The 13,448-nt window shown below is 56.3% G+C and carries 14 protein-coding genes; 7 read left to right on the top strand and 7 right to left on the bottom strand.

Annotated features, from left to right (window positions below):
- Nucleotides 1–657 precede the first annotated feature (657 nt).
- Nucleotides 658–1,185 (bottom strand): GNAT family protein, encoded by a 528-nt coding sequence (locus QKD99_RS10190; RefSeq protein ID WP_250413527.1) that lies wholly within the window; start codon nucleotides 1,183–1,185, stop codon nucleotides 658–660.
- Between the two features lie 6 nt (nucleotides 1,186–1,191).
- Entirely contained in the window at nucleotides 1,192–1,737 is a 546-nt protein-coding gene (locus QKD99_RS10195; protein ID WP_250413526.1) for a GNAT family N-acetyltransferase, read from the bottom strand.
- A 104-nt stretch (nucleotides 1,738–1,841) separates the two neighbouring features.
- Here QKD99_RS10195 and QKD99_RS10200 point away from each other — a divergent pair, with 104 nt between their 5' ends.
- Together QKD99_RS10200 and QKD99_RS10205 are read left to right on the top strand one after the other, a co-directional pair.
- Nucleotides 1,842–2,393, top strand: a complete 552-nt coding sequence (locus QKD99_RS10200) for a helix-turn-helix domain-containing protein (protein WP_347951394.1) — start codon at nucleotides 1,842–1,844, stop codon at nucleotides 2,391–2,393.
- A gap of 224 nt (nucleotides 2,394–2,617) precedes the next feature.
- Nucleotides 2,618–3,211 carry a Type 1 glutamine amidotransferase-like domain-containing protein gene (locus QKD99_RS10205; RefSeq protein WP_005328341.1) on the top strand — a complete coding sequence of 198 codons (594 nt, stop codon included), beginning with the start codon at nucleotides 2,618–2,620 and terminating at the stop codon, nucleotides 3,209–3,211.
- A gap of 46 nt (nucleotides 3,212–3,257) precedes the next feature.
- Here QKD99_RS10205 and QKD99_RS10210 read toward each other — a convergent pair whose 3' ends face one another.
- Together QKD99_RS10210 and QKD99_RS10215 are read right to left on the bottom strand one after the other, a co-directional pair.
- Nucleotides 3,258–3,659, bottom strand: a complete 402-nt coding sequence (locus tag QKD99_RS10210) for a hypothetical protein (RefSeq protein WP_347951377.1) — start codon at nucleotides 3,657–3,659, stop codon at nucleotides 3,258–3,260.
- Nucleotides 3,660–3,918: 259 nt separating this feature from the next.
- Nucleotides 3,919–4,365, bottom strand: coding sequence for a DUF2871 domain-containing protein (locus tag QKD99_RS10215; protein ID WP_347951378.1), 447 nt, complete (start codon nucleotides 4,363–4,365; stop codon nucleotides 3,919–3,921).
- 325 nt (nucleotides 4,366–4,690) lie between these two features.
- Between QKD99_RS10215 and QKD99_RS10220 the strand changes: the two genes are divergently transcribed.
- From QKD99_RS10220 to QKD99_RS10240, 5 genes are all read left to right on the top strand, one after another.
- Entirely contained in the window at nucleotides 4,691–5,722 is a 1,032-nt protein-coding gene (locus tag QKD99_RS10220; protein ID WP_347951395.1) for an ABC transporter substrate-binding protein, read from the top strand.
- A gap of 15 nt (nucleotides 5,723–5,737) precedes the next feature.
- Nucleotides 5,738–7,345, top strand: coding sequence for an iron ABC transporter permease (locus tag QKD99_RS10225; RefSeq protein WP_302259726.1), 1,608 nt, complete (start codon nucleotides 5,738–5,740; stop codon nucleotides 7,343–7,345).
- Between the two features lie 2 nt (nucleotides 7,346–7,347).
- Entirely contained in the window at nucleotides 7,348–8,376 is a 1,029-nt protein-coding gene (locus tag QKD99_RS10230; protein WP_347951379.1) for an ABC transporter ATP-binding protein, read from the top strand.
- Between the two features lie 192 nt (nucleotides 8,377–8,568).
- Nucleotides 8,569–8,997 (top strand): OsmC family protein, encoded by a 429-nt coding sequence (locus QKD99_RS10235; RefSeq protein ID WP_347951380.1) that lies wholly within the window; start codon nucleotides 8,569–8,571, stop codon nucleotides 8,995–8,997.
- A gap of 113 nt (nucleotides 8,998–9,110) precedes the next feature.
- Entirely contained in the window at nucleotides 9,111–10,103 is a 993-nt protein-coding gene (locus tag QKD99_RS10240; RefSeq protein ID WP_347951381.1) for a DUF1906 domain-containing protein, read from the top strand.
- Between the two features lie 2 nt (nucleotides 10,104–10,105).
- On the opposite strand, the gene QKD99_RS10245 is transcribed toward QKD99_RS10240, so the two are convergent.
- The 3 genes from QKD99_RS10245 to QKD99_RS10255 are packed head-to-tail and all read right to left on the bottom strand — an operon-like array spanning nucleotide 10,106 to nucleotide 13,182.
- Nucleotides 10,106–11,152: a hypothetical protein gene (locus QKD99_RS10245; protein ID WP_347951382.1), complete on the bottom strand. Its 1,047-nt coding sequence runs from the start codon at nucleotides 11,150–11,152 to the stop codon at nucleotides 10,106–10,108.
- Nucleotides 11,153–11,191: 39 nt separating this feature from the next.
- Nucleotides 11,192–12,835, bottom strand: a complete 1,644-nt coding sequence (locus QKD99_RS10250; protein ID WP_239279188.1) for a cation acetate symporter — start codon at nucleotides 12,833–12,835, stop codon at nucleotides 11,192–11,194.
- Nucleotides 12,835–13,182: a DUF485 domain-containing protein gene (locus tag QKD99_RS10255; RefSeq protein ID WP_239279186.1), complete on the bottom strand. Its 348-nt coding sequence runs from the start codon at nucleotides 13,180–13,182 to the stop codon at nucleotides 12,835–12,837. The genes QKD99_RS10250 and QKD99_RS10255 overlap by 1 nt, the downstream gene beginning before the upstream one ends.
- Nucleotides 13,183–13,448 lie beyond the last annotated feature (266 nt).

Here is a 13,448-nt window from a genome sequence, read left to right on the forward strand (position 1 = left end):
CACTCTGGGGCACCATTGTCATGAGTCGCGACATCGTTGACAAACCGGCATCTCAGTTGCTTTTTGTTCTGGGGTGCCGGTTTCTTCGATCGGGCGGTCAGTGTATGGGCTCACCGTTCCGAGCAGCAGTACCAGGACGTCGTAAAGAACACCTACGCGTGACGGGCGGAGCCATTTCCCTCTCGGGCTCGAGAAGGTGCCTTAAGTCCTAAATGGCCGCACTTTATTTCGACGCCACTGGATTGCGACCTTGATGGCGTACAGCTTTAACGATTCCCATATTGCGATTAAGACTGTTCATAGTGTCAAACATGTCCCGACTCACCAGTCAAGTATCACTCGACACGGTAAGGTAGCCCTAAGCGTCAAATATGTCGCGGCTGACCTGTCAAGCATCACGACGATTCCCTCAGGCACAGACTGTCAAATATGTCATGAACTCAGACACACTCTGGGGCACCATTGGGGGTTCGAAGAATTAGGTTTGATTGTTCAAACAACCCCCGAAAGCATGAAACAATGCCTCTTCCTACAAAAGTAGGTGGGCATTTCCTGTTATGCGCGGACTGCCATCCGAGACCTGTGCCCGAAAACGCAACTAGAGTTCGCTATCCGCTAATGGCGTCCAGCTGCTGCTCATTTCAAATCAGACACCATTTATTGGCTAAAGTTCTCGGAGGCGACTCTCGCGTAGATGAGGGTGTCGGTCCATTCGCCCTTGCTGAACCAGTCTTGGACGTGATGCGCTTCGAGCCGGAGTCCAACATGGTTAGCAAGTGCCGCGGAGGCGCTGTTGCGGGCATCCATCTGCGCGGTGATGCGGTGGAGATGGTAATGGTCAAACCCGAGAGCAAGTACCGCGCGAACAGCTTCGCTTGCGAATCCTTGCCCACCGTATGCCGAGTTCAAAACCCACCCGATCTCGCCCTGACGGTGCTCCTTATCTGTAAGCCACAGTGCGACGTCTCCTATGGGGGTGCCGTCATACTCGATGACTAGTGCAAGTGCAGCAGTCTCACCATCGAGGTCAGTTTTTGATTGCCGCTCCGTAAGCTTGTCACGGGTAACTTCCACAGTCCATGGCTCGTCCAACAGGAAACGAGCAACGTCAGGTTGCGAGTACAGCTTGTGAAGCCATGCGACATCGTCTGTCTCGTGCAGACGGAGTCGAAGTCGTTCTGTCACCAACGGTTACTGGGCGGCGGTCACGAGATCGCGCTGGTAGTGGAACAATTCCCCGCGCTGTCCTGCGGGCGTGGTCCCTACGCCTCGTCCGGTCTCGCGGAATCCCGCCGTCGTCAAGCAGTGCTGGGAGGCCTTGTTTTTCGGAAGCGTGCGTGCTGTCAAGGTTCTAAGTCCACTGTTGCGCGCGAAGCGTGATGCCAGCTCCAAGCCCCGATGGGCATGGCCTTCCCCTCGCGCACCGGGATGAATCCAGAACCCGACCTCGGCAGCCTCGGAGCAAACGTCAAAGAGAACCACGGAACCCACGAACCGGTCGGTCTCGGCGTCGGCAAGTGCGAGGACTGCCAACGTGCCGGACGAGAGGCCCGTCGCAACCTCGTCACAGATCATCCGTCGCACGGACTCGGGGGTGTAATCAGGTTCAGGCAGATGAGCAAAGCGCCGCACAGCTTCGTCTTTTGTGCCTGCTGCATACGCGTCTGCGTCCAGTTCGGAGAGAAGGCGTAGGCGAGTGTTCTCAAGAGCGATCGGAAGGTTGGTAGCATCCAGCATGTGCCAAAACTAACATAGTTTGGATAGGTGGTTCAAGCATGTTTGGTTAGGCTGGTGGGGTGAGCTACTGGGAACATCGGAAACCTGTGCAACGCCATCGCGCCGTGAATATTGCGGAAGTTGCAAGAGCATCGGGCAGACTGTTGGACGAAGGTGGTTTGAAGGCACTCACCATGAGGGCTGTGGCGCAACAGGTGGGCGTCGCCCCAGCTAGCCTGTACTCCCGTGTGGAGTCGGTAGACGACTTGTTCGACCTTGCTCTCGACGTAGTGCTTGCAGACGATCCCGTGATGTCCGAGTCGATCAACAACGCCGACCTGCCCGCCCTGATGCAAGCTTTCTTCACGCACCTCACGACCCACCGGTGGGCCGGTCAGGTCATCGGCATGCGTGCCCCCAGAGGCCCTGCTTACCTGGCCCTTTCTGAGCGCATGTGCGTGCTGCTTGAACGAGAGGGAGTCCCGGATCCGTTGGGAACTGCCTACCGGTTATCAAACCTAGTGATCGGCGCCGCCCTGACCGCGCCCATGGCGCCCGACGAAAAGCGTGTTGCCATCAACCCCGAACAAGCGCCGACTTATGCGCGCCTCCACGCGGCGCACCACATTAGCCCACAAGAGATCCTCTCCGAGGGCATCAAGAAACTTTTGTCTTGACGGAACCATCCCATTTCGGGCAGCGGCAGTGTGAGGAATACTCAGAAATGGCGAGAGGAAGCTCAGCTGGGCCAGTAGTGGAGTAGCCAGGCTAGGGATTACTCGACTGCCCCCATGTGAAGTCTCGAGACATCGTTCCGATCGGCGTCTCGAGACTTTTCCGATTATTCAATACTCCGATCTTGCTGCCCCAAGCGTATAAGGCGCTCACGTAGACTAAGCCTATGCACTTACTCCTCGCCTCATACCTACACCCAGAAATCAGCAAATACATTTCGGGTCGAGTGCTGTACATCGATGATGCTGCCGCGGGAATGAGCCAAGCCCCGTTCGCCCAAACAGAGTTGACAACCATTCGCAATGCGGCAGAGGAACTAATCCCCTTAACCGTGGCGCAGGCGCAACCGAGCGACATACGCAATGAAATCAACTTAGCCGACTGTATCTATGTTGCGAGCGGCGAGGCATTCCGTCTCCTTGATGCGCTGAGACTCACTGGTACCGACCACCTGCTAGTTGAAGCGGTCCAGAACGGCACGTTTTACGCTGGAAGTTCTGCCGGCGCAATGGTTGCAGGACCTTCAATCGAACCGGCATCAATCATGGACGATCCGCGGACGGCACCGCAGCTCACCGACCACACAGGACTAAATCTCACTCCGTATGTCATTATTCCCCACGCCCAAGGAACAACTGGTCCTTATTCTATAAACGTCATCAGTGAAACTGTTGCGCAGTACGGACAGGATTGGAATCTCCTACTGCTGAGGGATGGGCAAGCCCTCTTAGTTGAAGGTGGAAAAGCTATGCTCATCTAATCCGCCTAGGAAAACAACAGACTTACACTAACTTTCTGGCAATAAATCAGTTCGATTGCTCCATGGAACTGCTTTCGTTCGCGGCACGGCGAACCCGCATCGCACTAACAAAGCCCAGCGCCAAGAATGCCGTTGCAGCAAGAAGGGAGTAGCTGGCGGCGCCGGTCATGCCGTCGCTAAGCGCCTGCACCACAACGCTGGTCTGCTCGCTAAAGGGACTATGCCCACCTTGAACGCGCAGTTCTGCAATAGCGGAACCAGCTGATTGGCGCGTTGCTTCTGCTATACCAGCGGCACCCGGACCCATGATGCCGGCCGCCTCCAGCGTCTTGGGCAGCGTTAGCCCAAGTGCCATGGAAAATACCGACCCAGAAACCGCGGTGCCCAGCGCGGAACCGACTTGGCGGACCGTACTCTGGGTAGCCGAAGCCTGACCGAAACTATTCACCGGAATCTCGCTGAGCAGCGTGCCTATCAACTACACAGAAACAAAGCCCAAACCGTAGAGCGCCAATGGCAAGTCAATGATCCAACCGCAGCCACGCCAGAAATGAACGCTTGCGACCCCAGCTATCGGCAATCATTCCTGTGGCCCACAACAGCGCTGCATACAGGACCGCATACAAACTATTACCCCAGTGTGCATGAGTTAGGTTCAGTCTCGCTCTGTTGGCACTGCACCTATTCAGTAGCCATCTCGCTCATCGTTAGTCACCTGCTACGGCTTGAGCCTTAGCCTCTTGAGCCTCGCTGATGGCATTACCAAGCGCTGCAATGAATGCAATCAGGCCAATCGTAATGAGGATATGACCAAGACCAGCGATCCCGGAGATCATTGCAGTGGACTCCTCCCCCATTACGGTCAGGCATCCGTGCCAGATCATGACGCCGACGGTGACGACCACGCCGACGTTATACAGCCAAAAGAACGCATTGAACTGACCACGACTGCGCGACAGCCCAAAGACCTTCTCCAATACCAAGAAGATAAGGCTCATCATGAATCCGAGCGCTAGCAAGTGAGTGTGCGCCACGCTTAGCTGAGTGAACTCACCCTCGGGGAAATCATTGGCGCGCGTGAATTCGCGGTAGAACACACCAGCGCCCAAGCCCAACACGAGGTAGAAAATGGAAGCCCAATATAAAGCTTTCATGGTCAGTCTCCTTCCCAACCGATGTCACGGCCGGATTAGCGATGAATCAAGTACTCCAAGGACTCATCTTTCTGCATTCATCCCCGTTTTGAATCACAGGGCTGGTTGAAGCTGCAATCAACCAGTCGGTTGACTGTTTGGTCCATTAGATAAAGAAGGGGCCGACCCTCATTAGGGATTTCATCAATAACCACCGCCTCCTCCAAACACCCGCTCAAGGGTCCTAAAAATTTACTGCACGTTTACATCGATCCCAAGTTTTCTTAACTTCAGTACAGTTAGATTGATGTTCCTGATCACTACTCTCTCTGGAGGAACTCCCACGATGAAGTCGAAGCACACTTCTCTCTCTGCCATAGTCCTTGCTTCAACCGTCCTTCTTACTTCGTGCGGCGAGCCTGCGTCCGACCAAGAAGATTCACAGGCGACCAGCGATTCAACCTCCATAACCGTCTATACCTCCGAACCAGAAGAAAAGGTCGATGAAATCAATGCGGCCTTCAATGAGGAATACCCCGATATCGAGGTCAATGTATACCGCGCTGGCACCGGTGATTTGAACGCCCGCATCTCTTCAGAGAAGCAATCTGGCGACATTGAAGCAGATGTTTTCTGGGCGGCCGATGCACCTACCTTTGAAAATTACGCCGAGGATGGCGACCTCATCGAGCTTGCCGATGTCGATTCCGATGACATCATCGACGAAGCCAAGGACGACGAGAATTTTTATGTTGGCACGCGCATAATCCCTACTGTAATTGCTTATAACACCGACGAAATCGCAGAAGGGGATGCCCCGACCTCGTGGGCGGATCTCACCGATCCGAAGTACAAGGACAAACTCGTCCTGCCGAACCCAGCGGTCTCAGGTGCAGCGGCTTTCAACGCCTCTGCGTGGAAGAATAATTCGGATCTCGGAAAAGCGTGGATCGAAAATCTGGGCAAGAATTCCCCGATGATCGCAGAGTCCAATGGCCCTACCTCCCAGGAAATCGCCTCCGGTTCCAAGCCCGTGGGCGTGGTCGTCGATTACTTAGTCCGCGACCTGGCGGATAAGGGGTCCCCAGTTGCCCTCGCCTACCCCACCGAAGGATCACCGTATATTTCTGAGCCTGCGGGCGTATTCAAAGACTCCCAGGAACAAGAAGCAGCACAGAAATACATCAACTTCCTGCTTTCAAAGAAGGCACAAGAAATCGCCGTCGAGCAGTCGTACCTCCCGGTGCGTGAGGACGTGGGAACCCCAGCAGGCACCCCTGAACTCACAGACATTGAGCTCATGGACCAGGACTTGGGGAAAATCACCAAGGATAAAGACGCGGCCGTCGAGGTATTCCAAAAGGCAGTGTCTTCCTAGTTCTTGGTGACCAACTTGTTGAAAAATCCCTCCGTAACCGCGCTACGCGTTGGCGTGTGGCTGATTGCCATTGGCCTGTTCATCGCGCCTTTGGCCCTTGTTGTCTCCCTTGCACTGGGCGGAAACCAAATTCCCATCCTGCTAGAGCAAGGGCTCGGCATCGCTACCTGGAATTCTCTATTTTCCACGGCGCTTTCGGCTCTCGCTGCCGTCATCATCGGCACCGTTATTGCCATCACGCTAGACCGCACAGATATCTACGGCTCTTCGGTACTGCGCTTATTCTTGCTTTCGCCCCTCTTGGTTCCGCCATTTATCGGAGCGATCGCCTGGATTCAACTCTTCGGCCCGAATCAGGGCTTGAATAAGCTCTTTGAGTTCGAAATATGGAATATCTACGGCGCAGACGGGGTCATTGCGCTGATGACTATCCATTCTTTTCCCACGGCATATGTCATCATTTCTTCAAGCTTGCGCTCCATCTCCCCCGATTTTGAGCTAGCCGCCCGAGTATCTGGCGCGTCCGTGATGACAGTTCTGCGCACGGTCACCCTTCCACTCCTGCGCCCCGCGCTATTGTCCGCGTTCACTCTCACAGCGATTGCTAATCTGGCTGATTTCGGCATTCCCGCTATTATCGGCTCGCCGGCTCGGTTCGAAACGCTCGCGACGATGATTTACCGGTTCATTGATTCCGGCACCGTATCCAACCCCTTACAAGTGGTCTCGACCATCGGCGTTGTTCTCTTATTTTTGGGAATCGGCGCAGTAATCATGGACTATCTCACTTCCCTGAAAAACTCGTCTTCTACACATGACTCCGGAAGTCCGGCGCGTTTCGCACTGCATTCGGCGCGCTGGCCGGTCACGATCATCATGTGGGTGTGCGGGCTCGCCATTTCCATTGGCCCAATTCTTGGTTTGGCCTACCGCGCATTGCTGCCAGCTCCTGGGGTTCCATTTACCTTAGAAACCATCTCGCTGGCGAACTTTAGCAGCGCTTTATCCAACCCGCGCGTCATCGACGGACTCAGTAATTCCGCATTTCTGTCAATAGCCGCCGCGATAATCTGCGGGATTCTTGGTTGGGTCATCGGAATTCTAGTGACCCGGACTCAGGCACGAGGAAATACGCTTTTAACCCTTTCTGCGCTGCTACCGAGCGCGCTGCCTGGGCTCATCATCGGTGTCGCCTGGCTGATTGCCGGGCGCTATACCGGGCTGTATAACACCATTTGGATAATCCTTATCGCCTACGTCTGTGCTTTTACTGCACTCGTTGTCCAGGCCGTGCGCGCCCCGCTAATAAGCACCCCGGTCACCGTGGAAGAAGCAGCGCGCATTTCTGGCGCCACGCCGCTTAAGGCGCTATTTACTACCACCGGCGCGATGACCATTCCAGCGGCGATATCCGGTGCGGTGCTCGTAGCGGTGACCGCGATTCGAGAACTTACTATTTCCGTGCTCCTCGTCGCACCCGGAACCACAACACTGGGTGTCCAAGTCTTCAATCTGCAACAGGCAGGAAATTATAACCAGGCATCGGCACTCGCCCTACTCTTTGCGCTGCTTGGCATCATTGCCGTCGCACTGACTATCCGTGCTCCCAAGGTAAGGACTTAATAATGGCGAAAATTGCAGCTTCCCACCTCACGGTCACTTTTCCGGACGGAACCACCGGCCTACGCGATATCAACCTCTCCATCGAGCCAGGAGAACTCATCGCACTTGTGGGACCGTCAGGCTCCGGCAAAACCACCCTCCTTCGCACCATCGCTGGTTTTATTTCCCCATCATCGGGTGAGCTCGACATCGATGGCAAACAGATGACTTCAACTCCTCCCGAAGAGCGCGGCATTGGTATGGTTTTCCAACAGCACGCGATTTGGCCACACATGTCTGTTAAAGAGAATGTTGGCTATCCACTACGCCGAGCGAAAGTAGCTAAGGCTAAACGCGAAGAGCACATTTCTAAAACTTTGACCCTCGTAGGCCTGCCGGGATTCGAAGACCGGTCTCCGAACAGTCTTTCTGGCGGACAACGCCAGCGCGTGGCTCTTGCCAGAGCGATCGTCGCAAGTCCTAAACTTCTGTTACTGGATGAGGCCCTTTCAGCTCTTGACGAACCATTGCGCGATAAATTGCGTCGCGAACTAGTAGAATTGACGCAAAAACAACGCCTAACCACGGTGCACGTGACCCACGATCGCGCCGAGGCGCTGGCTATTGCAGATAGAGTCGTGGTCCTAGACGGCGGCGAAATCCAACAAATCGCTACCCCGCAACAGCTCCTAGAAAATCCCGCTAGTCCGGAGGTCGCGGCGTTCATTTCGGACGCCACAATTGTTCAAACCACCATTACAGAAAGCCTCGTCGAGTGTCCCACGCTTGGTGTTTCATGGCCGCTGAGCGATGTAACTGTGCGAGGGGACGGTACTAAAGCCGCTATCTTGCCGCACCACGCAAAGATTGTGGACGAAGACTATCTAGGCACCACGGTTCCAGCAATAGTGGACTCCGCAATTTTCGAAGGCGACCACTACTCTGTTACCGCCACTCATGAATCTGGAACCAAATTCCGCACCACTGCAGACCATAAACCCGCAATGGGACAATCCGTGTGGGTTCACTTCTCGCCACCCTTGATTTTTTAATTCGTCACGTTCCGCGAACTTTAAAAACTCGACAGTTTCACAGAGCTCTAATCTTCTTTGACAGCTGCCCCCATTTTCAGGAGCACAATTTTATGTCCATAGTGACCACAAATATCGAGGACCGTTGACTATCGCACCATCCTCACCGCCATTTCCTTCTACTTTTCCCGTTCCTTGCTTAAGCTCTAAGCCATGAGTGAAAGCACTGAACGCTATGTCGTAGACCTCACCCGCCTCGACACCGCCGTATACCGCGCTACCAATTCCGCGGGAGCCAGCATTGAATTTGGCAGTGGTGAGGGACTCCTCTCCCCTGTTGAACTCTTGCTAGCTGCGATCGCGGGATGCTCCGCGGTGGACGTGGACGTGGTGACATCTCGGCGCGCGGAGCCGGAATCTTTTGATGTGCACGTAGAGGGTGACCGCGTGAACGAAGACGGTGCATCGCGCCTGTCGGAGGTTCGCGTGGGGTTCGATCTATCGTTCCCGGATACACCGGAGGGCAACCAAGCGCGCAAACTGGTGGACAACCTGATTCGCATCTCCCACGAGAAGGACTGCACGGTATCGCGCACGGTTGAGAACCCCACGCGGGTGAAGTTCAGCAACGACTCGAAATAGTTTCCCGAAATAGAAGCGCGACATGCGGTTTCGCTCCGGGGATGCCCCCAAACCCGCTGCTATGGTGCAGTTGTTAACTATTGTGGCAAATGTGATTACTGCAGGAGCTCAACATGTCACCATCTTTCTCCCGTCGCGGCCTTTTTAAGGTCGGCGCTCTCGCCCTAACCGCAGGCGCCATCGGCGCTGCCGCCCCGAGCGCGGCAGCGCTCGGACCGGTGCGCGGCACCATCATTGATTTCTCCGCCGGCGTACCTTCCCCGCAGGCAATTAAGAATGCCGGCCACATGGGCGCCATTCGCTACGTCTCCGACAAGCGCCCCGGCGCTGCGTGGATGACCGGCAAGCCGGTAACCCTCAAAGAAACTAAGGCCAATGCGGCAGCGGGTCTGCCCACTGCGTCGGTCTACCAATTCGGCCGCGCGGAAACTGCCGATTGGAAGCAGGGCGCAGCAGGTGCAGCAATCCACGCACCGAAGGCGATTGCGCTGCACAAGAAGGCAGGCGGTCCCACCAAACGCCCGATCTACATCGCGATCGACGATAACCCCACCCGCGAGCAGTACACCCGCCAAATCCGCCCATACCTGCAGGCATTCTCCAAGACGCTGGAGCTAGCCGGCTACCAGACGGGCGTCTACGGCAATTACAACACCATCGAGTGGGCAATCCAGGACGGCATTGGCACGTACTTCTGGATGCATGACTGGGGATCCAACGGCAAGATTCACCCGCGCACCACTATCCACCAGCTGCCGCACAACAAGCAACAGACCATCGGCGGCGTCATCGTTGACGTCAATGAGGTCTACGCCGAAGACTGGGGACAGTGGACACCAGGCAAGTCCGCAGCACCTGCACCGGCAAAGAGGCCGACCACCAAGAAACCACAGCCGCAGCCGCAGCCGCAGGCCAAGGCCCCAAGCAATGGCTCGTCCGACCTGGTCAATCAGCTGAGTTCGCAGCTGCAGAGCAAGCACCCGGAGCTACCGGAACTGCCCCAGGTCACTGCCAATGGCGTGACCTTTAATGGCAAAACGTTGAGCAACGATCAGATTCGTCAGCTAGCGAAGATCGTCGCAGAAACGGTTGCTAAGACGCGGTAGTACTACTTTTTAGAGGGCTCAGAGGTTTTCTCTGAGCCTTTCTTTTTATCTGTGGACTTCTTATCGGAGCTGCCTTTGTCCTTCTTTTTGGACGTGGTGGATTCGCTAGTGGGCTCCTTGGACGAGGACTTTTCCTTCTTGCCCTTGTCGGATTTTTCGTCCTTGTCCTTCTTGTTGGAGGACGTGGTGGGGGTCTCTGAAGTGGAGGTCTCGATCGGTGGAACGTCCTCGCCGTCTTTGTACTTAAGGAAGCGCTCGGTGGCCTTGCCCAGATTCTTGCCGGTCACCTCGTCCTTGACGTAGTCGGTGAGGTCATCGGATGAGCCGGTGATAGAGGCGGCGGCGACGAAGTTCTCGCCAAAGGAAACCGAGGAGTTAATGGACTTGTCATTGGACCAGCCCCACTTGCTGCCTACTACGTTAGAGAGCTTGGCTGTGCCGTAGTTCTGAAGGTAGCCATCCTCAGAGATGGGATCGGCATGCGCCATTGCTACCAGCACTGGGTGGGTTTCATCGCGGTCAATGAGCTGCGAGATGAAGCTGGCTACGTCATACGTGGAGGTTTGCGAGTAGCCCCACTGCTCACCGGCCTTGGTGGATTCGAGGTGGAATTCATCCGCAATCGTGTCGATGGAATCCGGGTACTTGTCAAAGAGGTCTTCGGCGGACTTATCAGAGGAGCTAGCGATCATATCCAGCGCCTCGTATTTATCCTCGTACTCGCCCTTTTCCATCACGTAGGTGGCGATATAGAGCTTGATGAGGCTTAGCGCCGGGCGGGCTTCGTGCTCCGAGGCAGAGCCCATGTGCATGCCATCGTGCAGGCGGATATAGGTAATTGAATGCCCCTCATCGCCCTCGAGGAACTCATTGGTTTCCGGTGGGACGTCGCGGTTGGTGTCTGTTGCTTTTAAAGGGGCGTCGGCAAGCGCGTCGCTTTCGCGCTCGCTATTGCTGCACGCGGTGGTGGTCAAGGCGAGCATGCATACGGCCAAAGCGGCACCAGCCTTAACTGATGCCGCCTTGCGGGTCACGGACGTTCTAAGCACGTCCAACCACATTACCGGGTCTGTGCACTTTTCAAGCAATTAATGCTGCACGGGTGCCTCCACGCCCACGCCAGTAAGCGAGCGAACCTCCATCTCTGCGGAAAGCTCCTCAAAGTTGTCCGGCTGGGTCATAATGGAGACCAACCAGCCGACAAAGAAGGACAGCGGAATGGAGACCAAGCCCGGCGAGGAAAGCGGGAAGATGGCCCAGTCCGCACCTGGGAACATGGAGCTCTCAGAACCGGAGACTGCCGGGGAGAAGAAGATGAGCACCAGGCAGGACACCACGCCGGTGTACATGGAGGCCACCGCGCCCGCGGTGTTGAAGCGGCGCCAGTACAGGGAGTACAGGATGGTCGGCAGGTTGGCGGAGGCCGCCACCGCAAACGCCAGGGAGACCAGGAAGGCCACGTTCTGGGTCATGGCCAGGATGCCCAAGATGATGGAGACGATGCCAAGGATCACCACGGTGGTCTGGGAGACGCGGACCTGCTCAGCCTCGGTGGACTCGCCGTTGCGGATAACCGCGTGGTAGATATCGTGCGCGATGGACGCAGAGGCGGTAATGGCCAGGCCAGCCACCACGGCGAGCACGGTGGCGAAGGCCACGGCGGAAATAATCGCCATGAAGATGGAGCCGCCGATCTCCATTGCGAGTAGCGGTGCCGCAGCATTGGCCCCGCCCGGCGCGGCGAGGATGCGGTCCGGCCCGACCAGTGCAGCTGCGCCGTAGCCCAGGACCAGGGTCATGAGGTAGAAAGCACCAATAATAACGATCGCCCAGGTAACGGAGCGGCGCGCCTCAGTAGCGGTAGGCACGGTGTAAAAGCGCATCAGCACGTGCGGCAGGCCACCCACGCCGAGCACCAGGGAAATGCCCAGGGAGATAAAGTCCAGCTTGGTGGCAGTGGTGGCGCCGTACTTCAGGCCCGGGGCCATGATGTCCTTGGCCTCGTAGCCCTTCTCTTTAATCTGCTCAGAGGCGGCGTGCATGTCGATGGCGTTATTAAACAGGGTGCTAAAGCCGCCGCGCAGGGCAATGAAGACCAAGAAACACATGATGACCACGCCGGCGACCAGAAGCACGGCCTTAATCATCTGCACGTAGGTGGTGCCCTTCATGCCGCCGACCAGGACGTAGACAATCATGAGCACGCCCACAATGCCCACGACGAGAGCCTGCCACTTGAAGTCGTGGATATCCAGCAGCACGGCCACCAGCGAGCCGGCGCCGGCCATCTGCGCGATGAGGTAGAAAAGCGTGACAAAAAGGGTGGCGATGGACGCCGCCACGCGCACGGGCTTCTGCTTCAGGCGGAAGGATAGGACGTCCGCCATGGTAAAGCGGCCAACGTTACGCATGGGCTCGGCGACGAGCATGAGTGCTACCAGCCAGGCGACGAAGAAGCCCACCGAGTACAAGAAGCCGTCGTAGCCGTTGAGCGCCACCGCGCCGACGATACCTAGGAAGGATGCGGCGGAGAGGTAGTCACCGGAGATCGCCAGGCCGTTCTGGCGTCCGGAGAAGCTGCCGCCACCGGTGTAGAAGTCCGAGGCTTCCTTGGTGGTTTTGCCGGCGCGCAGCACCACCGCCATGGTGACGATGAGGAAGATGGCGAAGATGGAAATATTCAGGATGGGGTTGCCGGCGGAAGACTCGGCGGCAAGGGTGGTGGTAGTCATTAGATGCCCTCCAGTTCTTCACGGATGGCGGCCGACTTCGGCTCGATATTCTTATTGGCGTACTTCACGTAAATCCACGTGATGATGAAGGTGGTGAGGAACTGGGCAAGGCCGAAGACTAGGCCGATGTTCCAGCCGCCGCCGAGCTCGGTTGCCATGAAGTCAGGGGCGAACACGGCGGCAAGAACGTAGACCACGTACCACACGAAGAAGGCCACGGTCATAGGGAAGGTAAAACTCCGGTAGGTGCGGCGCAGCTCGCCGAATTTGGCGGAGTCGCGCATCGCGATGAACTCGCTACCGGTGGGTTCGCGGCGCGAGACAGGAGTTGCAGCTACGTCACTCATAGAGCATCGTCTCCTTGGGTGAGAGGAACTTAGGTCACACGAGATAGTGTGTCACTGCTCACTATCAGCGTTGTCCTGTAAGTTACAGAACATTTTCTGCAAGGTTGTAAACTCTGCCAAGAAAACCTTCCACTCCCCCACCCTTTCAACCCCATAGGCTTCACTGAACTGGAATAACATCTTTAGCAAACTACCCCCGCGGGAAGAATTTTCTACCCCCTGTAAAGATTGTTAACAGCCGCTTGGCAAAAGAAAAAGCCCCCGTG

It is taken from the genome of Corynebacterium sp. c3Ub_189, assembly GCF_039907195.1.
In the GTDB taxonomy this organism is placed as follows: Bacteria; Actinomycetota; Actinomycetes; order Mycobacteriales; family Mycobacteriaceae; genus Corynebacterium.

Bases quoted from the DNA above. Each gene is read 5' to 3' on its own strand.
- QKD99_RS10195 (WP_250413526.1), bottom strand. From the start codon at position 1,737: ATGCTGGATGCTACCAACCTTCCGATCGCTCTTGAGAACACTCGCCTA.
- QKD99_RS10205 (WP_005328341.1), top strand. From the start codon at position 2,618: ATGCACTTACTCCTCGCCTCATACCTACACCCAGAAATCAGCAAATAC.
- QKD99_RS10215 (WP_347951378.1), bottom strand. From the start codon at position 4,365: ATGAAAGCTTTATATTGGGCTTCCATTTTCTACCTCGTGTTGGGCTTG.
- QKD99_RS10220 (WP_347951395.1), top strand. From the start codon at position 4,691: ATGAAGTCGAAGCACACTTCTCTCTCTGCCATAGTCCTTGCTTCAACC.
- QKD99_RS10230 (WP_347951379.1), top strand. From the start codon at position 7,348: ATGGCGAAAATTGCAGCTTCCCACCTCACGGTCACTTTTCCGGACGGA.
- QKD99_RS10235 (WP_347951380.1), top strand. From the start codon at position 8,569: ATGAGTGAAAGCACTGAACGCTATGTCGTAGACCTCACCCGCCTCGAC.
- QKD99_RS10240 (WP_347951381.1), top strand. From the start codon at position 9,111: ATGTCACCATCTTTCTCCCGTCGCGGCCTTTTTAAGGTCGGCGCTCTC.
- QKD99_RS10250 (WP_239279188.1), bottom strand. From the start codon at position 12,835: ATGACTACCACCACCCTTGCCGCCGAGTCTTCCGCCGGCAACCCCATC.
- QKD99_RS10255 (WP_239279186.1), bottom strand. From the start codon at position 13,182: ATGAGTGACGTAGCTGCAACTCCTGTCTCGCGCCGCGAACCCACCGGT.